Raw genomic sequence first — 25,737 nt, forward strand, 5'->3', positions numbered from 1 at the left:
CGTCGGCGTAACTGCACGGAGAGGATCTGACAATGAAGCTCAAGGATATCATTCCCGGCAAGCTCGGCTTCGGAACCGCGCCGCTCGGCAACATGTTCCGCGATATTCCCGAGGCGGAAGCGCGGGCGACGGTGGATGCTGCGTGGAACGACGGCATCCGGTATTTCGACAATGCGCCGTTTTACGGCGCGGGCCTCGCGGAGATCCGCATGGGTGAAGCCCTCGCCGGGCGGCCGCGCCAGGACTACGTCATCAGCACCAAGGTCGGCCGCATCATCCTCGACCAGGTGCAGGATGTGAACGCCCGCGACCTCGGCGAAAAGGGCGATGTTTTCAGATACGGACGCCCGAACAAGATCGTGAACGACTATTCCGCAGACGCGACCAAGCGGTCCATCGAAGACAGCCTCGAGCGCCTGAAGACGGACCATATCGAGATCGTCTGGGTCCATGACGTCGCGCAGGATTTCTACGGCGACGAATGGCTCGGCATCTTCGACAACGCGCGCAAGGGCGCCTTCAGGGCGCTCGACCGGCTGCGCGACGAAGGCGTGATCAAGGCCTGGGGCCTGGGCGTCAACCGGGTGGAGCCCATCGAGCTGCTGCTCGCCCTTGAAGAGCCCCGTCCCGACGGGTTCCTGCTGGCGGGCCGCTATTCGCTGCTCGACCACGAGCGCGCGCTGCAGCGCGTGATGCCGGAGGTCGCGGCGCGCGGCCTGGGCATCGTCGTGGGCGGACCGTACAGCTCGGGCGCGCTGGTCGGCGGCCCGAATTTCGAATACGCGCCCGCCAGGCCGGAGATCCTCGACAGGGTCGCCCGGATCAAGGCGATCGCCGACCGTCACGGTGTCAGCATGAAGGCGGCGGGGCTGCAGTTCGCGCTGGCCAATTCGGCCGTGGCCGCGGTCATTCCCGGCGCCAGCAAGCCGGGCCGCATCGCGGAGGACCGGGCTGCGCTGAACGAGGTCGTGCCGGCCGATTTCTGGCGCGAGCTGCGGAGCGCAGGTCTCGTCAGCCCTGCCGCGCCCCTGCCCATCGCGGATTGACCGACATACAACCATCGGTGCGGTTGTTCGCCGCGACCAGCAGCGCGATCTCGGCGTGGCGGCTCCGTGCCGCCGGCGGCGGTAGCCCCTCCACGTCCCTCAGCGGGCGCGGCGCGTCAGTGCCTTCTCGTAGGCGGCCTGCAGCTCGCCGAACACCGAGCGCGCCGGGCGCGGCGCGCCGAGATGCAGGTGGCGCAGCTCGTCCATGAAGGCGTTCCAGAGCGGAGCGCCGCCCTTTTCCAGCAGCTCCGCGCGTACGGACAGTTCCTTGCTCGGGCGCGTATGGCGGCGGCCCCAGGCGCCCATGTGCGCGAGCAGCGGCACGAGCTGGATGGCCGCTTCCGTGAGGCTGTAGATCCCTTTCTGCCGGTGTTTCGGATCGGAGCGTCGCGTCAGCAGGCCGGACGCGGTCAGGCGCTTCAGCCGGTCTGCGAGGATGTTCGAGGCGATGCCTTCCTCGCTCTGCGCGAGCAGCTCGCCGTAGCTGCGCCTGTTCCCGAACATGACGTCGCGGATGACGATCAGGCTCCAGCGGTCGCCGAGCTGTTCGAGCATCAGGTTGATCGGGCAGCCGGATCGTCCTGTCTGCGGCACGGCCATCCTCCTGAGACTAGTACTTGCAATTCGCAAGCGGTAGGAATAGGGTTCGGACCGATTGCAATTTGCAAGTGGTCCGAACCAGGAGTCCCGCATGTCGCTCGTGCTGTACGGTCATCCCTTCTCCTCGTACACGCAGAAAGCACTCATTGCGCTGTACGAGAACGGCACACCCTTCGAGTTCCGTTGCCTCGGGCCGGATACGCCGCAGTACGCGGCCGAGTGGATGCAACGCTGGCCGCTGCGCAAGTTTCCGCTGCTGGTGGATGGCGAGCGCAACATCGTCGAGACCAGCATCCTCATCGAGTACCTGCAGCTCGTGCATCCCGGGCCAGTGCGCCTGCTGCCCGCAGACCCGATGGCCGCGCTGGACGTGCGTTTTCTCGACCGCTTCTTCGACCTGCACGTCATGAGCCCGGTGCAGCACGCGGTAGACGGTGCGCTGACGGGTGATCCGGTGAAGCGCCAGGAGGGACTGGCCCTTGCTGCGACGAAGCTGGAGCTCGCCTACGCCTGGCTCGAAGGGCAGCTCGCCGGAAGGACCTGGGCCGCCGCTGGCGCGGACTTCACGATGGCGGACTGCGCGGCCGCGCCTTCGCTGTTCTACGCGGACTGGACGCACCGGATCTCCGAGGCTTTTCCCGTGCTGCGCGCCTACCGCGCGCGGTTGCTTGCGCGCCCGTCCTTCGCCCGCGCGGTGGAGGACGCGCGGCCGTTCCGGCCGCTCTTCCCCCTGGGAGCGCCGGACCGGGATTGAAGCTCCGCGCCGCGAGCGCCGGCGCAACTGCGCGTTACTTCGCGAGAGGTCCGGGGAGCCGTGCGAGATCCAGCCGCCCCCGCGGCGCGCGTGCGCCCACGCGTCGACACGAAGGGATCGCGGTCGCTGTTCACGATCATCGTCCGCGCGGTCTGGCGAGATTTCTTGCGCGCGATATGAATGCATGGCACCCCGCCCGCGCGTCGCGCGCGGCGCAGGGCAAAGCGAGCCGCCGTGTCACACCCCCTCGTCATCAACGATGCGCTGATCGTCCCCGCCGCCCTCCTCAGCTGGAGCGCCGTCCGCGCGTCGGGGCCCGGCGGTCAGAACGTCAACAAGGTCGCCTCGAAGGTCGAGCTGCGCTTCGACTTCGCCCCGTGGCCCGAGCTCGACGCGGGCGCCAAGGCGAGGCTGCGTGAGCTCGGCCGCGGAAAGCTCGACGCCGAGGGGCGGCTGTTGATTGTAAGTCAGCTCACGCGCGACCAGCAGCGCAACCTCGACGACGCGCGCGAGAAGCTGCGCGTGTTGCTGCTGCGGGCGCTCGAGCCGCCGGCGCTGCGGAGGCCGACGCGGCCGACGCGCGCCTCGAAGGCGAGGCGGCTCGACGACAAGCGGCGCACGGGCGAGAAGAAGCAGGTGCGCCGCGGCGGGGGCGCCGACTGACGCGGCGCGCGGCGGGCGCGCCGGGGCGTGGGCTCAGCGCTTGCGCCGGGATCCCGCGACCACGTCGGCCGCCGTCGTCGCGGTGGCCGCGCTCTTGAGCCAGCGCCGCAGCTTGTTGACGTCGTCGCAGTCGGCGATCGCGTGCGCCACGTCGGCCGGGATCTCGATCCGGCGCGACCGCAGCACGGTGGTGATGGCCTCCTGCGCCATCCTGATCTCGCCGCGCGCCTCGCCGAGCGCGGCACCGCGCGCCTCGCCGCGCGCCTCGCCGCGCGCCTCGCCGAGCGCGGCGCCGCGCGCCTCGCCGCGCGCCTCGCCGCGCGCCTCGCCGCGCGCCTCGCCGCGCGCTTCGCCTTCCGCGAGCGCTGCCTCGAGAGCGGGCACGCGCTTGTCCAGCAGCGCGCGGGCCACGGCGTCGTCCGAGCTTGCGGCGTCGAGCAACGCCTGGATCGGCAGCGGCCGCACGAAGCACGGGTCCTCGACGACCGCATCCTTCGGGAGCGGCTGCCAGCCGTCCGTCGCGCGGGACCATTCCAGGACGCGGCGCTGTTTCACCAGGATGCAGAACACCCGCCGCACGCCGCGGTCGATGAGCCGGCGCGCCTTGCTGGTCGGGACGGTCAGCGCCTGTTTGTCGCAGACCTCGAACGCGAGCTCCTCGAGCCGCCGGCGGCCGCCGCGGTCGGGCTTGACCGGAAAGACGCTGGCGTCGGGCGCGTAGTCGCTCCCCTCGTCGACCCGGGTGAGCATGTCGACCGCGCCCCGGTAACCCTTCGCGACGTGGGCGCCGAGGACGTAGGTCAGATCGAAGTGCTGGGTCGCGTGCGGCGGATCGGCCGGGGCGGCGAAGATCTCGGCGCCGTCGAGGTACTCCACCCGCGTCTCGGGCGGCGCCAGCCGGTCGTCCACATGCGGCGCGCGCTGGCGCGCCCCGGCCCGCGGAGGCGCGTGGAGGGTGCGACCAGACGCATCGACGCCGGGTGCCAGGAGGGCGTGATCGCGCTTGCTCATGGCCCGCAGCATAGCGCGGTGAGCGCTCGACGGCGATCGATGTGCGGGCGCGCGCCCGGCGTCCAGCCCGCGCCGAGTCGCTGGATCATGCCGGCACGTTCAGATGACCCAGCTCGTAAAGCCCCATCCATCCGACCTCCGGATCCGTGCAGGCGCCCTCCCTGAGCTGCGCGACGAAGTCTTTGATCGGCTTCTCGATCACATCGATGAACTCGGCCTCATCCAGCGACTGCGCCCCCCGGCGCTCGCACGCCACGGCCAGGAACGCGTGCCGCTCGATCGTCGAGTAGGCGCACTCGAGCGGGCGGCCGAGCGGCAGGAGCCGCCCGGCGACATACCCCGTCTCCTCGAGCAGCTCGCGCGCGGCGGCGTCCTCGGGCGTCTCGCCCGGCTCGACGCCGCCGCCGGGGAGCTCGTCGAGGATCCGGTCCGGCCCCGGCCGGTACTGGCGCGCCAGGATCACCGTGTTGTCGCGGGAGATGGGGAGGACGCAGACGACCCGCCCTTCCTTCTTGAGCGAGAACGTGCGGACTTGCCCGTCCGGGAGCTCGAAGGTGACGTCCTCGATCCTCCGCCACGGCGAGTGCTGGATCACGCGCCGCTCCAGTGCCTTCCACCGCACGACCGTCATGAAGAGCCACCTCCGAGCCCGGCGCGCTCCTGCTGCTCCGCGAGGAGGGCCGGAGGACCGGAGGCGCAGGCGTAGCCCATCGCGGGCGCGGCGTCGCGCCGGCCGGTCCCGCGGGGCCACGCGCCGGCTCGCCTGGCGGCCGCGCGCCGGGACAGCGAGCGACCACGAGGCGCAGCCGGCCTTGCTCTCGGGCAACGGCGCGCGCTCGTGAAGGCGGGCGCGAAATCGGGTACGACGGTGAGGCGAGCGCCATGGGCCCCACCGGCTGCATCAAGGCCATCCGACTCTGCGTCCTCACCGCGTCGCGCGCGGGCGTCGACCCGCGCGAGGCCCTCGCCGCGGCCGAGGTCGACCGCGCCCTGCTCGAGGACCCCACCGCCCGCGTCCCGCACGACACGGTCGCCCGCGCGTGGACCCGCATCCCCGAGCTCGCGCGCGACCCCGCGTTCGGCCTGCACGCGGCCGAGCTGCTCGTCGGCCAGCTGTTCGACGTCGTCGATTTCGTCACCGACCAGTGCGCGACGGTGCGCGAGGTGATCGGCTGCGTGCTGCGCTACCAGCGCCTGATCCACGACGCCGTGGACGTGCGGCTGACGGTGGACGGCGCGCGCGCCCGCATCTCGCAGCGCTTCGCCGGCGCCGCCGCGCCGCCGCAGCTCTCGAGCTTCATCGTGGGCCTGTGGGTCCTGCGCGCGCGCGCCCTCACCGGCGTGCCCTTCGCGCCCCACCGGGTCACCTTCGCCCATCCTGCCCCGGCGGATCGGCGCGAGTACGACCGCCTCCTCGCCGTGCCGCTCGCCTTCGATGCGGAAGAGAACGCCGTCCTCTTCGACGCCTCGTTCCTCGACACCCCCACGGTGCGCTCGGATCCGGCGCTCGGGGCCGTGCTGCGCCGGCACGCCGACGAGCTGCTCGCCCGGCTGCCGGCCGAGCCCAGCGTGCGTGGCGCCCTCGAGCGCCACCTCATCGAGGCGCTGGGGCGCGGCGTCCCCGACGTCGCCGCGGCCGCGCGCGCCCTCGGCATGAGCGCGCGGACCTTGCAAAGGAGGCTCGGGGACGAGGGCGAGAGTTACAAGGGCGTCCTCGACGAGGCGCGCCGCAAGCTCGCGGTCGCCCACATGCGCGAGCGCGGCCGCACCGTCTCCGAGGTCGCGTTCCTGCTGGGCTTCTCCGAGGTGAGCGCCTTCTCGCGCGCCTTCCGCCGCTGGACCGGGCACAGCCCGGCCGCGTACCGGCGCTCCGGCTGACGAGCGGGGCGCATCGACGGGCGCGGGAGCTCACGATGAGCGAATCGGCTCCGCGAGCCAGCGAACCAGCGCCTCGCCCTCGAGATCGAGCAAGGCGTCCTCGACCTCGCCCGGACCGAGCACGCGTGCCCGCTCGATGATCGAGCGCTCTTCTTCGGCGTTCGGTCGTCGCCCGAGCCGCCGCGCGAAGAGACGACCGAGCAGCTCCGCGATCGCCTCCTGCTTCCCGCGCTCCTGTCCTCGTTGCTCGCCTCGTTGCTCGCCTCGCTGCTCGCCTCGTTGCTCGGCCTCGATGATCATCTCTCCGATGATCGGCGTGCGACGGAGCAGGCCCTCTTCCTTGTCCTCCATCATCTTGATGAGCTCCTTCCGCAGATTATGCCCCCAGGGATCGATGGTCGCCATCACCAGGAGCGCCGTGTACAGCTCGGCCCGCTCCTCGGCGGTGTTCGCCGCCGCGTGGATGTCCGCGACGACCTCCCGCAGCGCCGCCTCGGTCGCATCGCGCGCGAGCGGGGCGAACACCAGCCAGAGCACGCTGCCGCGCGCACGGAGCTCGGAGACGGTGCGCTGGTAGACGGCGTCGACGCGGAAGTGCGTGCCGCTGAACGGCCGCCCCGGCCACGCGGTGCGGCGCTTCTCGGTCCTGGGCAAGCGCCGCCTGCGGCCCGAGAGGACCACGGCGACGCTCTCGATGGGCGGCACCGGCTCGCCGGGGGCGTCGAGGCGGAGCGCGGCGAAGAGGAAGCCGAGGTACTCGAAGACGCGATCCGGGACATCGTCGCGGAGCGCGAAGCAGAACTCGACGTGCAGTACCCGCGGCTCGCCGTCGATTCGCAGGCGCAGGGCCTTGTCGAGGCGACGCTCGATGTGGGTGACCTGGCTGTCGACCCACCCGAGGACCTCGATGGGTTCGCCCTCGGGGACGAGGGCGCGCACCAGGTCCCCGGGGTGCCTTCGGGCGAGGTGGCGCAAGGTGATGTCGGCGTCTCCCATGCGCCGCGCCCCTAGCAGAGCGCGTACCAGGGGTTGAGGAGGCTGAAATCGAGGGGGGTCGTGGTGAGGCGCGCGCAGCGGGTGGGTGGCGGCGCCATGGCGGGTGGCGGCCCCGCAACCCGCGGGGCTCGGCAACCCGAGAACGGTGGTGCGGGGGCGGTTCGACCGCCCTGCGAGCACCGAGAACGGGTGATGTCCGGAGCCACATCGACATCGGTGAAGCTCGCAGTTGATTGCGCTGGGCTCCGGAAGAGGCGGTGGAACCAGCCGCGGCGAGCCTCGTGGTACACTGGACGGCATGGGCGCGGTGACCATGGGCGGCAGCGAAACGGACCTCGACCGGTTCGCCGCGCGGGTCTTGAGCGGCTCCACGGTGGTCGAGGCGCTGAGCCCCGTCGAGCGTCAGGTGCGCTGGAACATCATGGACCGCTCCGGGGTCACCCGATCCATCGCGCTGCGCTCAGGAATCGACCTGACCGTCGCGAAGCTCCGATGGGAGCGCGCGTGGTCCATGGCGCTCGACCATGGGGCCTCACGGCTCAAGCTCGTCGTGCTGCGAGGGCCTGAGGCTCGGCTCACGACCAGCGCGGGGGATCGCCATCGCCTCGAGGGAGGATCATTCCACGTCAGCCAGATCAAGCGACCGGTGCGCCTGCAGTTCGATTTCGATGACTGCGGGGCCAGAAGGGATCACGAGCAGCTCTCGCTCGAGATCGATCGCTCGCGACTGAGCGAGCTGCTTGGTACGAAGATCTTGCCCGCCGCGGTGGAGCGCGTGCTGTCCAGCCCGCACGCCTATCCCAGCGATGCCCAGCCCGGCGTGCCGGCGTTGTTCCGGCTGATCGACGAGATCCTCCACTGTGATGCCCGGCGGTCCTCGCGCCAGCTTTACCTCGAAGCGAAGGGGCTCGAGTTGCTGGCCGTGATGGTGGATTGCCTCGAGGAGACCGAGCGCGCGGCATCGTCGGCGCTCTCGGCGTGCGACATCGACCGCCTGGAACGCGCCCGACAGATCGTACTCGCCCGCATGGACGACCCGCCGCGCCTGCCCGACCTGGCTCGCCTGGCGGGATTGAACGAAGCCAAGCTCAAGGCCGGGTTCCGCACCCTCTTTGGAGACACCGTGTACGGGTACCTTCGCCACCGGCGTCTGGACGAGGCCCATCGCCTCTTGCGACAGCGACGATACAGCGTCAGCGAGGTGGCCGCGCGCGTGGGCTACACCAATCCGAGCAAGTTCGCGGCCGCCTTTCGCGAGAGGTTCGGCGTCCCGCCGTCGCAAGTCACCTAGCGCTGCTCGGCCGAGACCTCGAGCCCTCCGCGTGCGATCCCGCCGCTCGAGCCGCATCGAAGCCGCCGGCTCGGAGCAGAGATGCTCCGTCCTGGAGCGGCCCCATACGCCAGCGGGCGCTACCGTGGGGAGAAGCGGCGCGCCGGCATGACGCACGACTGAATCGGCCGCGGCGCGTCCGCGCCCCGCCGCGCCCACCAACCGAAAGAGACCCCCGATGAAAGCAGTCGTCTACACCGCGTACGGTCCCCCGGAGGTCCTCCAGCTCGCGGAGGTCGACAAGCCCGCTCCCGGGAGCCATGACGTGCTCGTCCGCATCCGCGCAACCACGGTGACCGCCGAGGATCCGAAGCTGAGGGCGTTCAAGCATCCGCCCCTGCTCTGGCTCCCGATAGGCATGCTCTTCGGGTTTCGACGGCCAAGAAGGACGATCCTGGGCACCGAATTCGCGGGAGAGGTCGAGGCGGTGGGCAAGGACGTCACCCGCTACCGCGAGGGGGATCCCGTCTTCGGCTACACCGGAACAAGCTTTGGTGCCCACGCCGAGTACAAGTGCATCCCCGAGCGCGCGATCATGGCGGCCATGCCGAGCAAGTTGAGCTACGAACAGGCGGCCTCCATCCCCAACGGGGCGCTGACCGCCCTGGTGTATCTGAGGAACATGGCCAGGCTCCGGCCCCACGAGAACGTCCTCGTCTATGGCGCTTCCGGGGCGGTCGGCACGGCGGCGGTGCAGCTCGCCAAGGCCCTCGGCGCTCGGGTCACGGGGGTCTGCAGCGGACGAAACCTGGCCCTTGTCGAGTCCCTGGGCGCCGACGAGGTCATCGACTATACCAGGCAGGATTTCACCAGAAACGGCCAGGCCTATGACATCGTCTTCGACACGATCGGCAAGACGTCGATGGCCGAGGTCGAGGGCTCCCTCCGTCCCAGGGGCCGCTACCTGGTGACCGTGTTTGGCATCCGGGAGATCCTGCGGATGCTCTGGACGTCCCTGGTGGGAGGAAAGCGCATCCTCGGCGGAGCCTCCAATTTCCATTGGACGCCTGCCGATCTCGCCTACCTTCGTGACCTGATCGAGGCCGGAAAGCTGACCGCGGTGATCGACCGATCCTATCCACTGGCCGACGCCGCCCAGGCGCATCGGTATGTCGAAGCCGGACACAAGCGGGGAAACGTCGTGCTTACCGTGGACGGGCCGCCGCGCGCGGCCACTTCCGATCCGCGCCCGGCGTGATGTCGACCGAGGCCGGGCATCGAGACGAGGCGGCTCATCCACGGGAGCCCCGGTCGCTCCGCCTGGAGGCGCGCCCGGTCAACTCATTGGCGCGGTCGGTCAAGGACACGACGCGCGCTCGTCCTCATTCTTTCCGGCATGACCTACATCACTCCGAGCCAAGAGCAGGCACACGCGGGCCTGCGCGCCATCAAGGCCGTCCTCACCTCGGCCGGTCCCCTCGACCCGCCGCGACGCGACGCGATCGCCGCGGTGCAGCGGCACCTCCTCCACACGGAATTCGACATCGAAGCGCTCGACCCGATCGCGCCCGAGGAGCTCGCGCGCGCCGCCCGCGAGCCCGCGCTCCGCGAGCAGCTCGTGAGCGGCCTCTGCGCCATGACCCTGTGCGGCGAGCGCGTCGATGAGCGCGAGCTGCTCGAGGTCGAGCGCTTCGCCGCGGCGCTCGGGGCGCGCCCGCCCGCGGTCCGCCAGCTCCACCGCCTGTACGAGCGGCAGCTGCTCCTCCTGCGCATCGACATCAGCCGCAACGCGCTGCTCGGCAAGAGCGTGCGGCGCATGCTCGACGAGGGCGGGGTCTACGGGCTCGCCCGGAACCTCGCGAGCTTCGCCGGAATCCTCGAGAACGAGCCCGTGGCCGCGCGCTACCGCTCGCTCGAGGGCTACCGGGAGGGCACGCTCGGCAAGGCGCTCTTCACCTTCTACCGAGAGAACGGCTTCTCGTTTCCCGGCGAGAAGCGCGGCGTGCCCGAGGGCGTGCTCACCCACGATCTGAGCCACCTCCTCGCTGGCTACGGCACCGACCTGCGCGGAGAGGCCATGACGCTCGCCTTCCAGGCGGGGTATCGCCGCGAGAACCCGTTTGGCATCCTCGTGTTCTTGCTGGTCCAGCTCCAGCAAGGGGTCCAGCTCACGGTGCTCGCGCCGTCGCAGCAGGGGATGCTCGCGACGCCGGGGCTCGCCGACGATCTCGTGCGATCGTTCGTTCGAGGCACGAGGATGAACATCGACCTGATGGACGATTGGGACTTCTGGTCGGTCATGTCGGTGGATCTCGAGGAGCTGCGCCACCGCTACGGCGTGCTCCCCCTGGCGGCCGCCGCCTGACGAGCCTCATCCGCCGAAGCCGCCAGCGGCCGTCTTCGAGAACGACGCGCCGCCCTGGCTGGCGCGCACCGCGGACTGGGAGAACAGCGCGAACGCCTTGCGGATGTCGGCCGCGTCGCTCTTCGGCGTCAGGATCCAGCGATCCTCGATGCCCATGTCGCGGAAGACAGCGCGAAAGTCGGTGTTCCCGTCGTCGATGCCGATCGCCGCCACGATGTGGGCCTCGGCCCTCCGCATGTCGCGGACGAGCGCGCACACGTCCTTGGCCTTGGCCCACGTCGACCCCGCGTCGGCGCCGTCCGAGATGATCAGCGTGACCGTGCGCGCCGGGACGCCGCTCAGCGCGAACTCCTGCGCCTTCGCGATCACCGTGCCGAGGAGCACCACGGTCTGGTCGTAGAGCGGCGTGCCGAGCTGGGGGTCATAGTTCTTCGTATCCATCTTCACCGCCTGGGCGATCGGGCAGTACGGATACAGCACCGTCCCGTTCAGGTAGCGGTTGTGCGCCAGGATGGAGTCGCGCTGCCTCGAGTCGGCGAGCGCGCCGACCACCAGATTGTGCCCGTCCCGCACCGACCGAGCGTTGCCGGCGAACTTGATGGACCCGGAGTCGTCGGGCATCACCGTGACAAGCACCACCTCGGACGACGCGACGTCGTCCACCTGCACGCCGAAGCCGGCCTGGATCTGGGCGCCCAGATCGGTGATGTGCAGCGCCTGCATCGCCTCGTTCGAGAGCGCGCCCTCGTCACGCGCCGCCTCGAAGAGCTGCTCTATATCGATCGATCCACCCCGAGCCGGCCTGTTCCCGTCGTCCTTGCTCATGTTCATCGAAACCTCCACGATCACATGTTTCAAGCGCGCGAAATCAGAGGCGGCCGGCGCTGGTCGCGCGCTCGCCGGCGCCCTTTCATGGCTCGATGAAGAGAAGAGATGTGAAACCACAGAGGCACAGAGGGCACAGAGGGGAGAGGGAGAATAATATATTCTATTTCTTTCTCTTCCTCTGTGTCTCTGTGCCTCTGTGGTTCAAATTCTCTTTCTCTTCTTCTCTTCACCGGGCCGGACAGCGCGGGACTAGACGAGCCACCGCGCGATCGGGTCGGTGCTCTTCACCAGGTTCATCCCGGCCGCGGCGAAGCGGCTCAGCGCCTTGTCCGCCTCGGCGGTGAAGTCGGCGACGAAGCCTCCCTTGCCGTCGGGCACCGTGACCGGCGACATGCAGTCGGTCATGACGTAGATCTTCTTCGCGAGCGCCCGGTCGGTCAGCGCGATCTCCGTCAGGATGTCCTCGATCGAGCTGCGCACGCAGTGGCTCGCCGCCTGGCCGGCGATGATCACCGCGTCGGCGTGGAGCAGCGTCTTCAGGAAGAGCGTGCTCCGCTGCGCCAGCGGCTGGCCGTCGTGCCGCGTGAGCACCTCGGGCTGCATCACCGAGTAGTTCTCGGTGAGCGGGTTGCCGCCCTTCACCTCCACCCACGACTGCACCCCGCGCGCGAACGCGTGGAACATCCGCGCCTCGTGCACGACGCCCGCGAGCGCGTGCCCGTCGCTCCCGAGGATGCAGTGCGGCGGCCACAGGTACAGCCTGTATTTGCCCGCCTTCTCGAGCTCCTCGCAGTAGTACCGGACCTGCTTCATGAGCCACGGGTAGCTCCCGCCGCAAAGCCACCTCGCCACCGCCGGGTTAGGCCGCACCTCGCCCGCGTCGATCTGCGCGGTCGTGATCTCGCGGTGCGCGGTGAGCGGCCGGTCCTCGCGATCCACCCAGAAGGCCGGGAAGAAGATCTGGTAAGCAAAGTGGGTGTCCATCGTGACCGTGACGTTCGTGATGGACGCGAGGTTCCTGTAGATGAACTCGGCGATGCGGCGGCTGTCGTCGACCGCGCCCGTGCCGCTCCTGCCGGCGACGTAGAGCGACCCCTGCGGGAAGCAGAAGTCCTTCTGCACGTCGATGAGCAGGAGGTGGACGTTCTGCGCGTCCGCCGCCGACGGCTTCACGCCGTGCGCCTTCCGCCACGCGGCCGCCGCGCCGTGGAGCGCCGTCTCGTCGGGGTGGTAACCCCACCGCTCGGCGTTCCTCGGATCGTAGAAGGCGGGAAGCGGGAGCTCTGTCGATTTCATTGTCTCTCTCCTCTCGGGCGGCCCGCGATGGCGGGCCGCCAGCTCAGCCGTGGATTCACGAGATGCGAAGCAAGGTGATCGTCTGCGCGTCGACGACGAACAGCCCCTCGGGGCCGACGAGCAGCCGGGAAGCCTGGTTGACGAACGGCTCGGTGCCGGGGAACTGCCGCGTCTCCACGAGCGCTCCCCCGCGGACCTCGACGCGGACGACGCCGCTGTCGCTCGCCGAGAGCAGGAACCCCGAGGCAGCGCACTTGCCCGAGAGCGACCCGAGCCACGAGCCGCCGTCCCCGTCGGCGTCGGCGGTCGCCTCCACCGCGCCGTCCTCGCGCACGACGACGCACCGGTGCACCGTCCGCCCGGCCTGCTCGGCGGCGAGGAAGAGCCAGGCGCGCCCGCGGCCGGCGCCGGGCGCGGCGCCCGGGCCCGCGTCGAACACGCACGTGGCCGCGGTGAGCTTGCCGCCGGGGAAAGGCAGCTTGACCGTGTCCTTGAGGCCGGGCCGCTCGGCGTCGAACACGAACGCGATCGAGACGCTCCCGGCGCGGTAGAAGCCGAGCCCGAACCGGGGACCTGCCCAGAACACCGTTTGCCCGGCGAGGACGTCGCCCATCGGGACGGCGGCCGCCTCGCCCGAGAGCGCGCCGGCGCCCAGCCTGCCGCTGCGCAGCAGCTGCCCGCCGCGCGCCCAGTAGCGGGCACGCGCGTTGACGTCGAAGATCGGCCTCGTCCCCAGGCAATCGACCTGGATCCGCTCGGGCGCTGCGCCCGGCGAGAGCACCACGAGCTCGCCGCCCCGGCCGATCAGCGTCGCGCTGCCCTGCACCGCGAAGCGCATCGCGGGGTGAGGGGCGCCGGACATGACGGCGGCGCCGTCTTCCCGCAGGAAGCGCCCGTCCTCGTGGAGCAAGGCGCAGAGCCCGCCCGGCCCGACGGACGCGGCGAGGATCACCCCGCGCGTGCTCAGGACCCGCGTCGCGAGCACCTCGCCGTGGACCACCGTCGACGCCTTCACCGCGGCCGGCGCGGCGCCCGCGCAGGTCGGGCAGGCGGCGCGCGCGTGCTCCACGCCGCACCCCGGGCACCTCGTCCAGGCGAGCGCGTCGAGCAGCCGGCGCGGGAACACGCCGCGCTCGTCCTTGACGAAGACGCGGTACAGCGCGTCCAGGAGGTCGTCCGGCAAGACGCGGTAAGGGATCGCCGGCTTCGGATACCGCACCTCGCGATCGAACACGGTGATGCGGCGGAGCGGCCTCGCGCTCTCGGGCACCCGCGCCGACGCGGACCGCGGCCGGAAGACGCCGCCATGGGGCCCGACGCAGAGCAGGCTCTGCATGACCATCACGGCGAACGCGTACCAGTCGGAGTCGCGTGAATACGGCCGCGCCAGGACCGGCCGGGGGAGGGAAGGGTCGCAGAGCAGCGGGTCGACGAAGCGCTCGGTGAACACCTGACAGAGGAACGGCCCGAACTGGAAGCTGTCGGCGTCGATGACGAACGCCTCGCCGCCGACGACAAGGACGTTGAGATCGTTGAAGTCGCCGATCACCACGCCGCAGTCGTGGATCGCCGCCACCGTCCGGTGGAGGCGCGCGAGCACCCCGGAGACGGCGGCCGCCTGGAGCCCGCCGTGGCGCATCGACGGCTCGCCGTAGCGCAGGAGCGGCTCCGCGCCGCGCACGAGGCGCATGGCATAGCCCACGACGCGCTTCCTCGCCTTGTCGGTCGCGAGCTCGACGGGCGCGATCACCTGGTCGGGCAGCGCCGCCGGGAACGCGCGCAGCTTGTCCTGGTGGCGCTCGATGCGGCGCTCCGCGGCGCGCTGCTCGGCGTCCTGCCCCGCGTAATCGGGGTGATCCGGCGTCTTCCACACCTTGAGCGCCCGGCCGTCGCCGAGGTCGAAGACGTCCGCCTCGCCGCCCTTGCCGATCGAGGCCCTGGGGTCGAGCCGGACCCGCTTTGCACCAAGATACACGTCCACCTTCGCCTCCTTCGGGCGCAATCCAGCGCAACTCCAGATCAAGTGACCGCGCTCCAGCGCCAGAGGCGCCGCGCCGGCCTCGCGAAGCGCCCGCGTCAGGCGCGCCTCAGGCGCTCGCCACGCGCGCCCTTCGCACGATGACCAGCGTCGTGTCGTCGCGGAGCAGCCCGCCCTCGCGCTCCATCCGCTCTTCGTTCCACACGGGCCGCGCCACCTGTCGGTTGATGAGCGCGAGCCGCCTCCTCACCGCGTCGGGGTTCCGGAAGTAACGGTCGTCCTCCCAGAAGCGCGAGAGCGGGCCGACCTCGCCGCCGCCGCCCGGGAGCTGCCGCGACGACGACTCCAGCAGATCGAGCGCGCCGTCCGTCCCCAGCAGGGCAGTCCCGAGCGCGCTCGCCGGGAAGGCGCGGTGCACGGTGAAGCGCGGCGCCTCGCCGCCCGGCGGGCGATCGAGCAGGCCATACGCGAGGTACGGGGGCTCGTTCCGCGGGAAAGGGCCGAGCCGCAACAGCTCGTCGCCGAGCGCGATGAGGCCGTCTCCGAGCGAGAAAATGCACGCCGTGTCTCCGGAGATCGCGAGGCCGACCGCAGTGAAGAGGAAGTAGGTCGACACGACCTCGGCCAGGCTCCCGCCCATGCCGTCGGCCACCGCCCGGAGCGGCGCGAGCGTCCCGCGCCGCACCTCTTCCCACGTCACCGGCGACTCGATATCTCCACCCCGCCGGAGCGCGCCGAGCACCTGCTCGGTCACGAGCCGCGCCCCGAGCGCCGCCCCCACCTCGCTGCGCGCGCCGCTGCCGCAGCCGTCGCAGACCACGGCGGCCAGACAGCCGCCCTCGGCCCGGTAGGCATAGGCATCCTGGTTGGGCCGCCCCACCGCGAGGTGGTCAGCCCCGGTCACCGTGCCGCCGGCGACCTGGAACAGCGAACCTCCCCCCACGTCAGCCAAGAAAGCGACCTCGCGAGACATGGACATCCCTTCTGCGCCCGGCGAGGGGGCGCTGCGGACGGACATCGGGCCGACAGACGGCGAGACGCGCGGCGCTCCGGTCGTCAGCGCTCCAGCATCGATGCCGGCCGTGGGTGCTCGAACGCGGCGAGCACCCGATGTTCGTGTTGTCTACACACCAAGCTTAGTGTCCGATCGACACCATGTCAACCCTCGGGCGGGATGCGCGAGGCGCAGCCCCTGGCCTCAGCCCCTCCTCGGCCGGCGCCGGGCCTTTCCGACCGGCGCCGGCGCCGGCGCCGCGGCGACGCGGCCGTCGCGCCGCAGCTCTTCCCAGAGCGCCTGCGCGACCACGCCGTGCGGGCGGTCACGGCGACGCATCACGAACAGCTCCATGAGGTCGTCTCTGAACTCGGGCACCTGCAACCGCACCAGCTCGCCCGTCGCGAGCGCGTCGGCGACCACGTGCTCGGGCAGCCCGCCCCAGCCCATGCCCGCCAGGATGACCTCCTTCTTCGCCGCGACGTCGGTGACGGTCCAGCGCAGGGCGCCCGGCAGCACGTTCAGGGACGGCGAGGCGCCCCCCGTCGCGCTGTCGCGCAGGACGATCTGCGCGTGCGCCCGCAGCAGCGCCGGCGGGATCGGCGTGCCGCAGGTGGCCACCGGGTGATCCGAGCGCGCCACCGGGAGCACCCGCACGTCGCAGAAGCGCGCGAGCTCCACGTCGGATGCCTCGGACGCGTCGATCCCTAACCTCGTGGCGACCGCGAGATCGGCGCGGTGCTCGCGCAGCGCGTCGGCGGCTCCCGCCAGCCGCTCGGTGCCGAGCTCGATGCGCACCTGCGGATAACGCGCCTGCACCCGGCGCAAGATGTCCATGATCGGCCCGAGCGGCGTCACCGCGTCGACGGCGAGCCGCACGATCGGCTCCACCTTGCCCGAGAGGAGCATTCCGAAGCTCCGCAGCGCCTCGGTGCTCTCGATGACCGCCGCCGCGCGCTCGTGGAACAGGCGGCCGGCGTCGGTGAGCGTGGCGCGGTACTCCCGGCGATCGAACAGCTCGACCCCCAGCTCGCTCTCCAGGTTGCGCACCAGCTTGCTCACCGCCGGCTGGGACTTGTGCAGCCGCGCCGAGGCGGCGCTGAACGAGCCCTCGCCCGCGACGGCGAGGAAGGCGACGAGCTGATCGTAGGTCATGGCGGCGCGCGCAGAGTCCAGAACCAGAGGTTATGAAGTCCATAGAAACATACCATTTTCATGGTCCGAGGAGCGGCCCTAGGTTGTCGACCAGAAGGGAGCGACACTCCATGTCCAACCGAATCGATCGTGTCATCATCACCGGGGCCAGCAGCGGTATCGGCCTCGATCTCGCGAGGCGCTTTCTGGCCGAGGGCTCGAGCCTCGTCGTGAACGGGCGCGATCCGGGGAAGCTCGACCAGGCGCGGCGGAGCCTCGACGGCGGCGCGCGCGTCGTCGCCGTGCCGGGCCACGTGGGCGATCGGGCCACGGCGCGGGCGGTCGTCGCCGCCGCGCGGGAGCATTTCGGCGGCGTCGATGTGCTGATCAACAACGCGGGGATCTTCGGCGTGAAGCCGTTCCTCGAGAGCACGGAGGAGGACCTGGACCGGTTCTTCACCACCAACCTGAAAGGGACGTTCCTGATGACGCAAGCCGCGGTGCCGCTGATGATCGAGGGCGGCGGAGGCTCGATCATCAATGTCGGCACGGTGCTCGTCCAGCAGGCCATGGCGGGGATGCCCGCCTCGGCCGCCATGGCCAGCAAGGGCGGCGTCCACGCGCTCACCGTCTCGCTCGCGGCCGAGCTCGCCCGCCACGACATCCGCGTGAACACGCTGGCGCCCGGCGTCATCCGCACGCCGCTCAGCGGCGAAAGCGCGGATTCGATGGCCTCGATCCACCCGCTGCGGCGGATCGGCGAGGTGCGGGACACGACGGACGCAGCGCTGTTCCTGGCCAGAGCCGGCTTCGTGACCGGCACGACGCTCAACGTGGATGGCGGGTACTCCCATGGGCGCTGAGGGCCGAAAGCACGTGCTCCTGATGGGGCTCCAGGTGACGGACGAGGCGACCTACGCCAGCTACCGCGCCCGCATGACGCCGATCCTCTCGTCCTACGGCGGCGCCTTCGGCCATGATTTCGTCGTGTCGCGCGTGCTGAAGGGGGATGCGCGCATCAACCGCGTCTTCACGCTCCTGTTCCCCGACCACGCGACGCAGGAGCGGTTCTTCGCGGATGCGCAGTACCGCGCCGCGCGCGCCGAGCTCTTCGAGCCATCGGTCGCGACGGCGCTCGTCCTCGGCGAGCTCGAGCTCGCCGACGCGCGGCGCTAGATCTCGAAGCTGAACCCCTCCTTCTCGAGCCGCTCGTACTTCCGCCGGTCGAACCGGTAGAGCCGCGCCGCGCGGTGCGCGACGTCCTGCTCGACCTCGTCGAGCTCCACGAGCAGCCCGGTGCCGAGCGCCTTCTTGCGGAAGTTGCGCTTGTCGAGCGGGCGCTCGAGGATCTGCTCGTAGAGCCGCTGGAGCTGCGACAGCGTGAACTTCGGCGGCAGGAGCTCGAACCCGATCGGCCGATACCGCACCTTGCCCTTGAGCCGCTCCAGCGCGACCGAGAAGATCTCCTCGTGATCGAAGGCGAGCGCCGGCGTGTCGTCCACCGAGAACCACGCCGCCTCGCGCGCGTCGGTCGCCGCCTTGACCCGGTGGTCCCCGAGCTTGACCAGCGCGTAGTACGCCACCGAGACGACGCGCTCGCGCGGGTCGCGCCCGGGGGCGCCGAACGTGTAGAGCTGCTCCAGGAACACCCCCGAGAGCCCCGTCTCCTCCGCGAGCTCCCGCCGCGCGGCGTCGTCCAGCGCCTCGTCGACGTGCACGAAGCCGCCCGGGAGCGCCCACCTGCCGCGGAACGGCTCGAGCTCCCGGCGGATGAGCAGGACCTTGAGGTCCTCCTCGTCGAGGCCGAACACGACGCAATCCACCGTGAGCGCCGGCCGCGGGTGCTCGTACGAGAAAGACATTCGACCCTCCGTGTGTCTTGCACACCAAGCTTGGTGTATACGGTACACCATGTCAAGCGAGCGCCTCGCAGAGCCCGGCTCGTGGTAGCGGGGAGGCGCGGGGAGGCGCGGGCGCGGCGGAGTGCCGCCTCGCCTGGGTTCCCTGACCAGGGCATCGCGCGCGCGTCCGAGGGGCCGGCGAGCTCGACAAGCGGTGCGACGTTTCCTCACGGCCGGCCCACCGGATCAAACGCCCGGCGAGGTCCGACTGGCCCTCGACGAGCCGCGCGCGCGCACGGTAGAACGTTGCGCATGACGGGGGACGAGGGGGCGAGGGGCGGGCCGGATGCTCAGGGTGAGAGCGAGGAGGAGCTGCGGGAGGCACAGCTGGTGCTCCGCGCCATCCTGGACAACCTTCCAATCAGCGTGGCCAGGTACGACCGCGAGGGCGTCTTCACCTTCCAGGACGGAAAGGGGCTCGGGGCCGCCGGGATGAAGCCGGGGCAGCTCGTCGGCGCGAACGTGCTCGAGCTCTACAAGGAGCATGAGGAGGCCCTGGTGGGCCTGCGTCGCGGGCTCGCGGGGGAGCCGACGCACGAGGTCTACGAGGCGTACGGCGCCGTCTTCGAGACATGGCACGTCCCCGTCCGCGACGACGTCGGGGAGCCCGATGGGTTCGTCACCGTCACCCTGGACGCCACGGCGGCGAGGCAGCGAGAGATCGAGCTGCAAAACAAGCTGGCGCTGATCGAGAAGCAGCAGGGCGTCATCCGCGATCTCTCGACGCCGATCATCGAGGTCTGGGACAAGGTGCTGACGTTGCCCATGGTGGGGGTCGTGGACAGCCTGCGGATCTCCGAGGTGATGGATAACCTGCTGACGGCGGTGGTGAACAAGGACGCTCGGTACGCGATCCTCGACCTCACCGGGGTGGACGCCGTGGACACGCAGACAGCCGGGTACCTCATCGAGATGATCAAGGCGATCCGGCTGCTGGGCGCGGAGGGGATCATCACGGGGATCCGCGCGAACGTGGCGCAGACGATGATCGCGCTCGGGCTCGACCTCTCGAGCGTCACGACGGTGGGCAACCTGCGCGCCGGACTCAAGCTGTGCATGCGGCGCATGGCCGCGGCGGACCAGGCGAGCAGCGCGCCGGTGAAGTGAAACAAGAGTGAAATAAGAGCTCGAAGAGGCCCGCTGGCGATCCCCGACGGGCGCGGGCGCGGGAAATGGCGAGTACCCCACCCGCGCAGGGCAGGCGTCAGGCGGGCTCAGCTGGACTGTGCGACGTTCCCCCTGCCAGTCACGAAACGTTCCGGTGAAGGTCGACAAACCCTCGACGCGCCGCGCGCGAGCGCGGTAGAAGACTCTCATGACGGGGGACGAGACGTCGGCGGCGGGGGCGGAGATCCGGAATGAGCCCGAGGCGAAGCTCGGCGAGGCAGCGCTGCTCCTCCGGGCGATCCTCGACAATCTTCCGGTCGCCGTGTGCAGGTACGATCGCGAGGGCATCTTCAGGTTCCACGACGGCAAGGGGCTGGAGGTCTCCGGCATCCGGCCCGGGGAGCACCTCGGCAAGAACGTCTACGAGCTCTACGCCGGCGCTCCGGGGGCCGTGGAGTCCATCCAGAAGGCGCTCGCGGGAAAGGCCTCGCACATGGTCACCGAGGCGCACGGCCTCACCTGGGAGACATGGTTCGTCCCCGTGCGCGACGACCGCGGGGAGCCCGGCGTGGTCAGCATCACCATGGACGCCACGGCGGCGAGGCAGCGAGAGGTCGAGCTGCAAAACAAGCTGATGCTGATCGAGAAGCAGCAGGACGTCATCCGCGATCTCTCGACGCCGATCATCGAGGTCTGGGACAAGGTGCTGACGTTGCCCATGGTGGGGGTCGTGGACAGCCTGCGGATCTCCGAGGTGATGGATAACCTGCTGACGGCGGTCGTGAACAAGGACGCTCGGTACGCGATCCTCGACCTCACCGGGGTGGACGCCGTGGACACGCAGACAGCCGGGTACCTCATCGAGATGATCAAGGCGATCCGGCTGCTGGGCGCGGAGGGGATCATCACGGGGATCCGCGCGAACGTGGCGCAGACGATGATCGCGCTCGGGCTCGACCTCTCGAGCGTCACGACGGTGGGCAACCTGCGCGCCGGACTCAAGCTGTGCATGCGGCGCATGGCCGCGGCGGACCAGGCGAGCAGCGCGCCGGCGAACGCGCCGGCGAAATAGCGGCTCGCACGGCCCCTCTGGCGGGCAGAGGGCGCGCAGGGGGGCGGCGGATCAGCGGTGGATCACGACGCGCGTCGAGGGGTCCTTGCGCGTCGCCTGGACCGCGTACCACCCCTCCGGAACCGACGGCTCGGTCCAGTGAAAGAGCCACTTCGCGTCGACCGGCGAGAGGTTCACGCAGCCGCCGCTCTGCCCGTCACCCCAGTTGTTGTGCCAGTACGCCGCGTGCAGGAGGTACTTGCTGAAGAAGTGCTGGCTCCACGGCACCTCCGCCTCGATCCAGTCGTCCTCGTCGACATGGGGCGTGATGAGCGTCTTCGTCACCCATTTGCGGTTGATGCGGTACTGGCCGAGCGGGGTCGTGGAAGGGGGCACGAACGGCTCGGTCCGCTCCGGCTCCTCGGCCCCGTTGCGCCCGGCCGAGATGAGCGTCGCGAAGACGGGCCGGTCGTCCTCGTAGGCGATGAGCCAGCCGTCGAGGGCCGCGATCTCGACCCACGTGTTCCTCGGCCCGTCGGCCTGCGCCGCGGGCGCGCCGCCGTCGAGCCGGATGGGGCGCCCCCACGGGTTCCGCCCTTTCCGCGGCCTGACGACCACCGCATCCCGCTCCAGCACCCAGTTCCCGTCGTCGCGCGTCTCCAGGTACGTCCGGTCGCCGACCTGCTTCGATTTGCCCGTCAGCTCGACCCGGTCGAGGCGCTCCCACACGGCGTCCGTCTTCTCGAGCCCGTTCCCCTCCGTGAGGCGGTACTTGGGGCGCGGCTTGCGGCGGAAGAACGCGATGGGCAGGCGCGCCTCGGAGGTGAGGTGTACCCCCTGGAAGGCGGCGCCCTCGTACGGCTTGACCTTGTCCTTCGGCACGAACGTGAGATCGGAGGCCCAGAGCCATGTCGCCCCGCCGGCCTCGACCTCCCTCGTCCACGCGACCGACGACCGCGGGCGGACCTGCATGTGACGCAGATCGTGCATCCCCGACGGCCACTCGGGGGTGGCGATGCCCTCCACCTCCAGGAGGCGCTTGAGCCCGAGCGACTCGCCGTAGCGGTACGGCAGCGGCTGATCGACGAGCGGGGCGTGGGCGGCCAGCGTCTGGAGCATCGGATCGGCCGCGTCGAGGGTGGCGCTCTCGCCGTCGACGCAGACGTAGCCGCGCGGCTCGACGGCGTAGAAAGCCGGGCAGTCGCCGGAGCCCCGCAGGGGGGCGGCGCTCTTCAGCCGGACCGAGCCGCCGAGCGAGAGCTGGCCGATCCACTGGGACTTGGGCCGCGGCGCGGCCCGGATCAGCACCTCGCGGCTGCGCGCGTACACGTGGGTCGGGGCCGGCGGCGCCGCCTTGGCCGGCTCCCCCGCGGCCGGGACGGGCGGCGCCGCGGCGGCCTGAGCCGCGAGGGAGGGATCGGGCGCGACCGCGGGCATGGTGGCGCCCAGGGCGCCCGCGGCGCGCTCGTCGGCGGGCTCCGCGACCGCCACGCCGGCGGTCCCCGACGGACCGGCGCCCGGGCCGGCGTCGTGCCGCGACGTGCACCCGAGCCACAGGACGCCAAGGGCAGCACTACAGAAGCGGCCGGGCATAGGCGCGACACCCTAGCACGTCGAGCCTGTCCGGCGGAATGACCTGCAAAGCCGGGACAATGGGCGCGCGGCGCGCGCCGCGCGGCCCGGGAGGCGCGGAGATCAGCGGCGACGTGCCCTCCACCAGAATTTCGATCGCCGCGGTGTCACGCTCGGCCCTGCTCGCGCCTAGAGCCGGGGAAGGCCGGCGACGACAGCCGGCCGCAACATCGAAGGAGAGCGCCCATGCGTCGTTGGCTCAAGGTGACCCTGATCGCGGCCGTCCTCGGAATCCCGGCGGTGGCCTATGCTGGTACGCACCTCGCGGGCGGCTGTCCGTGCGCGGATTGCCCCTGCCCGGACTGCCCCTGCGGCTGAGGACCTAGCCGTTGGAACCCCGCGCGCGATCGCTGCTCAACGCGTCGATGAGACGCCTGGCTGACGGCGATCGCGCGGCGTTCGATCCTGTCTATGCCGCCCTCTGGCCGGCGATCAGCGCGTTCTGCCGCCGCATGCTCGGGGGCGCGGCGGACGCGGAGGACGCGGCGCAGCAGGCGCTCCTCAAGATCTTCGACCGCGCCAGCACGTTCGACCCCGAGGCCGACGCCCTCACCTGGGCGCTCGCCATCGCGGCGTGGGAGTGCCGCACGGCGCGGCGGCGGCGCGCTCGGTCCAGGGAGGCGACGGGCGAGCTCGTCCCGTCGATCGCGGCCGACGCGCCCACGCCGGAGGACGCGGCGATCGCCCGGGATCTGGACGACGCGGCGCGCGAGGTGCTCGGCACGCTGGCGGAGGCGGATCGCGAGGCGCTGCGGGCGACCGTGCTGGAGGGCGACCGCGATCCATCGATATCGGGCGCGGCGTTCCGCAAGCGCCGCGAGCGCGCATTTGCCCGCCTCCGGGAGGCGTGGAGGAGGATCTATGGAACCTGAGGCGCTCGCTGGCCTGAAGGAGAGGGCCTATCGTGCGTACGAGCGCGGGAGGGCGCGACGGGCCGCCTGGGCGGCGACCCCGACGCTCGCTGTCGCGCTCGTGGCCGCGCTCATGAGCGACCGCCCGCTCACCACCGCGGTCATCGGCGCGGCGCTCTACGTCACGGCGGCGCTGCTGTCGTGGCGAGGGCGGCAGCTCGGCCGGGGCGTGCTCCCGGGGGTCGCGGCGGGGCTCGTGCCCTTCGCGGTGGCGCACGCGGCGCGCGTCCACGGTCACCTGTGCACGCCGGAAGGGTGCGTGTCGATCTGCGTCCCCGCGTGCCTGGCGGGCGGGGTCGCCGCCGGCGCGCTGCTCTCGCGCGCGCTGCGCCGGTCGGAGCGGCTCGGGGCCTCCTGGGCTTCGGCGTGCGCCGTCGCCGCCCTGACCGGCGCGCTCGGGTGCGCCTGCGTCGGCTTCGGCGGCGTGCTCGCGCTCGCGGCGGGGCTGCTCGCCGGCACCGCGCCGCTCGCGCTCCGCCCCGCGCGCGGCGGCGCGTGACGCCGGAGCGCGGGCCGGCGGCGCCGCAGCCCGGCCCGGCAGCAGCGGTGTATGCTGGGCGCCATGGAGGAGGCCGCGACCCCCCGGGACGCCGCGTTCGAGGAGGCCCTGGCCGCGCTCGGCGCGGGGCCCGCTGCGCTCTCCGCCGGCGAGGGGCGGGCGCTGGACGACGCGGGGTACGTCCTGTTCCGCTCGGTGGTCGAGCCCGCGTGGCTCGAGGCGCTGCGCGCGGACTGCGAGGGGTGGGGCGCCTGGGGCGCCGGCGGCTCGGCCCAGGGCGGCAACCAGCAGCTGGCGCGCCTCGGTGAGCACCAGGGCGCCGTCCTCCGCGCCCTCCGGTGGCCCCGGCTGCTCGCGGCGGCCTGGCGCGTGCTGCGCCGGCCGTTCTCGCTGGGCGCGGTGGCGTGGCGCTGCCCGCGTCCCGGCCTGGGGCAGCAGGGCCTTCACATGGACTGGAGCGGGCCGGGGGATCCGGGCGCGTTCCACGTCGTCACCGCGCTGTGGTACCTGGACGAGGTCACGCCGGACAACGGCGCGACGCGGCTGGTGCCCGGGTCTCACAAGCTGCGGCGCAGGCCGCCGAAGGATCTCGCGGATCCAGCCGGCCATCACCCGCAGGAGGTGACGGTCGAGGCGGAGGCGGGCTCGGTGCTCGTCTTCAACGGCCATCTCTGGCACTCCGGGACGCGCAACCGGAGCGGCGCCCCGCGGCGCGCGCTGCAGTGCGGCTTCGTCGCGCGGGAGCACCGCGGCGTGTCGATGACCGTGGTGGACGAGACCGAGACCATGCCCCCGGCGGCGCGCCACGTCCTCGGGCTGATGGGATGATCGGGCCGGCCCGGGGTCACGCGCCGAGCAGAAGAGGACGACCGCAGAGGCGCCAGGCGACGTGAGAGGCGCGCTCCGCGCGCCACGCGCCAGGGGGGGGCTACGCGCAGCTGTCTCAAAAATAATCGATCGGTCTCAAAAAAATCTCAAAACGATCTCAAAAAATCTCATTATTCATCCACCGGCGTGAGGTGCCGGTACACCGTCGCGCGCGAGACGCCCAGGCGCGCCGCGATCTGCTCGGCGCTGCTGCCGGCCGCGTGCATCGACCGCGCCCGCGCCACCATCGCCGCGCTCATGGCCGCCGGGCGACCGCGCCGGGAGCGCGCCGGCCCTTCGTCGCCCGGTCGTGCGCTGCCGTCCGCCGCCGGGCCCGACTCCGCGCCTCCCCCGCGCGCGCGCCGCGTCAGGGGACGCGCGCCGAGCAGCTGCCGGACGCCGCGCAGGACCTCGGCGCGCAGCGCGTCGGTCGGCGCGTCGGCGAAGAGCACGACCGGGTCGCTCAGCATCGCGATCGCCTGCGCCGCGCGCACGCGCCGCGCGAAGTCGGCGCGCGGGCCGGCGACCAGGTGGTTGGCGCGCACGAGCGCGTCGCGGAACCGCGCGAAGACGCCGCCCACCTCGGCGAGCCCCAGGTCGTGCAGGTTCGTGCGGAGCAAGCGCCGGTGCGCCAGCCACACGTCGAGCAGCCCCTCGATCACGGCCCATCGCGCGCGGGGCGGGTCGAGCCGCGCCGCCGCCTCCACGGCGGCCTCGAGCGCGCTCAGCATCGGCGCGGCGAGCGCGGCGAGGATGTCGGCCTTGCCGGGGAAGTGGTAGAGCACCGCCGTCTTCGTCACGCCGACGCGCGCGGCGATCTCGCGCACGGAGGTGGCGTGATAGCCGCGCGCGGAGAACTCGCGCAGCGCGGCGTCGAGGATGCGCGCGCGGGTGTCGCCCGGGTCGACCGCGCCGGAGGGCGCGCCGCGGGCGTGGGTCTCGTCGGTCCTCATGGG

27 protein-coding genes are annotated in these 25,737 nt (G+C 71.5%); 15 read left to right on the forward strand and 12 right to left on the reverse strand.

Annotated elements, in window-relative coordinates:
• Positions 1–32: 32 nt before the first annotated feature.
• On the forward strand, positions 33–1,046 hold the full coding sequence (locus WME85_RS14190; protein ID WP_437838603.1) for an aldo/keto reductase: 1,014 nt from the start codon (positions 33–35) through the stop codon (positions 1,044–1,046).
• A gap of 99 nt (positions 1,047–1,145) precedes the next feature.
• Here WME85_RS14190 and WME85_RS14195 read toward each other — a convergent pair whose 3' ends face one another.
• Entirely contained in the window at positions 1,146–1,646 is a 501-nt protein-coding gene (locus WME85_RS14195) for a winged helix-turn-helix transcriptional regulator (RefSeq protein WP_437838604.1), read from the reverse strand.
• Between the two features lie 91 nt (positions 1,647–1,737).
• Here WME85_RS14195 and WME85_RS14200 point away from each other — a divergent pair, with 91 nt between their 5' ends.
• A complete protein-coding gene (locus WME85_RS14200; protein WP_437838607.1) occupies positions 1,738–2,400 on the forward strand; it encodes a glutathione S-transferase family protein in 663 nt (220 codons plus the stop codon).
• 234 nt (positions 2,401–2,634) lie between these two features.
• Positions 2,635–3,063 (forward strand): alternative ribosome rescue aminoacyl-tRNA hydrolase ArfB, encoded by a 429-nt coding sequence (arfB, locus tag WME85_RS14205; protein WP_437838609.1) that lies wholly within the window; start codon positions 2,635–2,637, stop codon positions 3,061–3,063.
• 33 nt (positions 3,064–3,096) lie between these two features.
• Here the strand turns inward: arfB and WME85_RS14210 are convergent, their stop codons facing one another.
• Complete coding sequence (locus WME85_RS14210) at positions 3,097–4,074, reverse strand: Uma2 family endonuclease (RefSeq protein WP_437838611.1); 978 nt, start codon at positions 4,072–4,074, stop codon at positions 3,097–3,099.
• Positions 4,075–4,159: 85 nt separating this feature from the next.
• Positions 4,160–4,705: an NUDIX hydrolase gene (locus WME85_RS14215; RefSeq protein ID WP_437838613.1), complete on the reverse strand. Its 546-nt coding sequence runs from the start codon at positions 4,703–4,705 to the stop codon at positions 4,160–4,162.
• A 251-nt stretch (positions 4,706–4,956) separates the two neighbouring features.
• Between WME85_RS14215 and WME85_RS14220 the strand changes: the two genes are divergently transcribed.
• Positions 4,957–5,952, forward strand: coding sequence for an AraC family transcriptional regulator (locus tag WME85_RS14220; RefSeq protein ID WP_437838615.1), 996 nt, complete (start codon positions 4,957–4,959; stop codon positions 5,950–5,952).
• 30 nt (positions 5,953–5,982) lie between these two features.
• Here the strand turns inward: WME85_RS14220 and WME85_RS14225 are convergent, their stop codons facing one another.
• Complete coding sequence (locus WME85_RS14225; protein ID WP_437838617.1) at positions 5,983–6,948, reverse strand: hypothetical protein; 966 nt, start codon at positions 6,946–6,948, stop codon at positions 5,983–5,985.
• Positions 6,949–7,246: 298 nt separating this feature from the next.
• On the opposite strand from WME85_RS14225, the gene WME85_RS14230 reads away from it, so the two are divergent.
• From WME85_RS14230 to WME85_RS14240, 3 genes are all read left to right on the forward strand, one after another.
• Complete coding sequence (locus WME85_RS14230; protein WP_437838620.1) at positions 7,247–8,239, forward strand: helix-turn-helix transcriptional regulator; 993 nt, start codon at positions 7,247–7,249, stop codon at positions 8,237–8,239.
• A 217-nt stretch (positions 8,240–8,456) separates the two neighbouring features.
• Entirely contained in the window at positions 8,457–9,476 is a 1,020-nt protein-coding gene (locus WME85_RS14235) for an NAD(P)-dependent alcohol dehydrogenase (protein ID WP_437838622.1), read from the forward strand.
• A 138-nt stretch (positions 9,477–9,614) separates the two neighbouring features.
• A complete protein-coding gene (locus tag WME85_RS14240) occupies positions 9,615–10,583 on the forward strand; it encodes a hypothetical protein (protein ID WP_437838624.1) in 969 nt (322 codons plus the stop codon).
• 6 nt (positions 10,584–10,589) lie between these two features.
• On the opposite strand, the gene WME85_RS14245 is transcribed toward WME85_RS14240, so the two are convergent.
• From WME85_RS14245 to WME85_RS14265, 5 genes are all read right to left on the reverse strand, one after another.
• The gene (locus WME85_RS14245; RefSeq protein WP_437838626.1) at positions 10,590–11,414 is read right to left on the reverse strand and encodes a hypothetical protein; all 825 of its coding nucleotides are present in this window, start codon (positions 11,412–11,414) and stop codon (positions 10,590–10,592) included.
• 246 nt (positions 11,415–11,660) lie between these two features.
• Positions 11,661–12,707: a nicotinamidase gene (locus WME85_RS14250; protein ID WP_437309647.1), complete on the reverse strand. Its 1,047-nt coding sequence runs from the start codon at positions 12,705–12,707 to the stop codon at positions 11,661–11,663.
• A gap of 55 nt (positions 12,708–12,762) precedes the next feature.
• Positions 12,763–14,688 (reverse strand): hypothetical protein, encoded by a 1,926-nt coding sequence (locus WME85_RS14255; RefSeq protein ID WP_437838629.1) that lies wholly within the window; start codon positions 14,686–14,688, stop codon positions 12,763–12,765.
• Between the two features lie 106 nt (positions 14,689–14,794).
• Positions 14,795–15,628 (reverse strand): protein phosphatase 2C domain-containing protein, encoded by an 834-nt coding sequence (locus tag WME85_RS14260; RefSeq protein ID WP_437842294.1) that lies wholly within the window; start codon positions 15,626–15,628, stop codon positions 14,795–14,797.
• A 255-nt stretch (positions 15,629–15,883) separates the two neighbouring features.
• Positions 15,884–16,834 (reverse strand): LysR family transcriptional regulator, encoded by a 951-nt coding sequence (locus WME85_RS14265; RefSeq protein WP_437838631.1) that lies wholly within the window; start codon positions 16,832–16,834, stop codon positions 15,884–15,886.
• Positions 16,835–16,944: 110 nt separating this feature from the next.
• Here WME85_RS14265 and WME85_RS14270 point away from each other — a divergent pair, with 110 nt between their 5' ends.
• Both WME85_RS14270 and WME85_RS14275 read left to right on the forward strand, forming a co-directional pair.
• Positions 16,945–17,676, forward strand: coding sequence for an SDR family NAD(P)-dependent oxidoreductase (locus WME85_RS14270; RefSeq protein ID WP_437838634.1), 732 nt, complete (start codon positions 16,945–16,947; stop codon positions 17,674–17,676).
• Positions 17,666–17,989 carry a DUF1330 domain-containing protein gene (locus WME85_RS14275; protein WP_437838637.1) on the forward strand — a complete coding sequence of 108 codons (324 nt, stop codon included), beginning with the start codon at positions 17,666–17,668 and terminating at the stop codon, positions 17,987–17,989. The genes WME85_RS14270 and WME85_RS14275 overlap by 11 nt, the downstream gene beginning before the upstream one ends.
• Here WME85_RS14275 and WME85_RS14280 read toward each other — a convergent pair.
• Positions 17,986–18,675, reverse strand: a complete 690-nt coding sequence (locus WME85_RS14280) for an NUDIX hydrolase (RefSeq protein ID WP_437838640.1) — start codon at positions 18,673–18,675, stop codon at positions 17,986–17,988. The two genes, WME85_RS14275 and WME85_RS14280, sit on opposite strands and share 4 nt — an antisense overlap.
• 291 nt (positions 18,676–18,966) lie before the next feature.
• Between WME85_RS14280 and WME85_RS14285 the strand changes: the two genes are divergently transcribed.
• Positions 18,967–19,821, forward strand: coding sequence for an STAS domain-containing protein (locus tag WME85_RS14285; RefSeq protein WP_437838643.1), 855 nt, complete (start codon positions 18,967–18,969; stop codon positions 19,819–19,821).
• A gap of 208 nt (positions 19,822–20,029) precedes the next feature.
• The gene (locus tag WME85_RS14290) at positions 20,030–20,893 is read left to right on the forward strand and encodes an STAS domain-containing protein (RefSeq protein WP_437838646.1); all 864 of its coding nucleotides are present in this window, start codon (positions 20,030–20,032) and stop codon (positions 20,891–20,893) included.
• A 51-nt stretch (positions 20,894–20,944) separates the two neighbouring features.
• Here the strand turns inward: WME85_RS14290 and WME85_RS14295 are convergent, their stop codons facing one another.
• Positions 20,945–22,363 carry a L,D-transpeptidase gene (locus WME85_RS14295; RefSeq protein WP_437838649.1) on the reverse strand — a complete coding sequence of 473 codons (1,419 nt, stop codon included), beginning with the start codon at positions 22,361–22,363 and terminating at the stop codon, positions 20,945–20,947.
• A 327-nt stretch (positions 22,364–22,690) separates the two neighbouring features.
• On the opposite strand from WME85_RS14295, the gene WME85_RS14300 reads away from it, so the two are divergent.
• The 4 genes from WME85_RS14300 to WME85_RS14315 are packed head-to-tail and all read left to right on the forward strand — an operon-like array spanning position 22,691 to position 24,742.
• Positions 22,691–22,822: a hypothetical protein gene (locus WME85_RS14300; RefSeq protein ID WP_437838652.1), complete on the forward strand. Its 132-nt coding sequence runs from the start codon at positions 22,691–22,693 to the stop codon at positions 22,820–22,822.
• A gap of 47 nt (positions 22,823–22,869) precedes the next feature.
• Positions 22,870–23,376, forward strand: coding sequence for an RNA polymerase sigma factor (locus tag WME85_RS14305; RefSeq protein WP_437838654.1), 507 nt, complete (start codon positions 22,870–22,872; stop codon positions 23,374–23,376).
• Positions 23,366–23,914, forward strand: coding sequence for a hypothetical protein (locus WME85_RS14310; RefSeq protein WP_437838656.1), 549 nt, complete (start codon positions 23,366–23,368; stop codon positions 23,912–23,914). The genes WME85_RS14305 and WME85_RS14310 overlap by 11 nt, the downstream gene beginning before the upstream one ends.
• Before the next feature lie 51 nt (positions 23,915–23,965).
• Entirely contained in the window at positions 23,966–24,742 is a 777-nt protein-coding gene (locus WME85_RS14315; protein ID WP_437838657.1) for a phytanoyl-CoA dioxygenase family protein, read from the forward strand.
• Positions 24,743–24,912: 170 nt separating this feature from the next.
• Here the strand turns inward: WME85_RS14315 and WME85_RS14320 are convergent, their stop codons facing one another.
• Positions 24,913–25,734, reverse strand: a complete 822-nt coding sequence (locus tag WME85_RS14320; protein ID WP_437838659.1) for a TetR family transcriptional regulator — start codon at positions 25,732–25,734, stop codon at positions 24,913–24,915.
• Positions 25,735–25,737: the final 3 nt, after the last annotated feature.

Source organism: Sorangium sp. So ce1153 (assembly GCF_051521595.1).
In the GTDB taxonomy this organism is placed as follows: domain Bacteria; phylum Myxococcota_A; class Polyangia; order Polyangiales; family Polyangiaceae; genus Sorangium.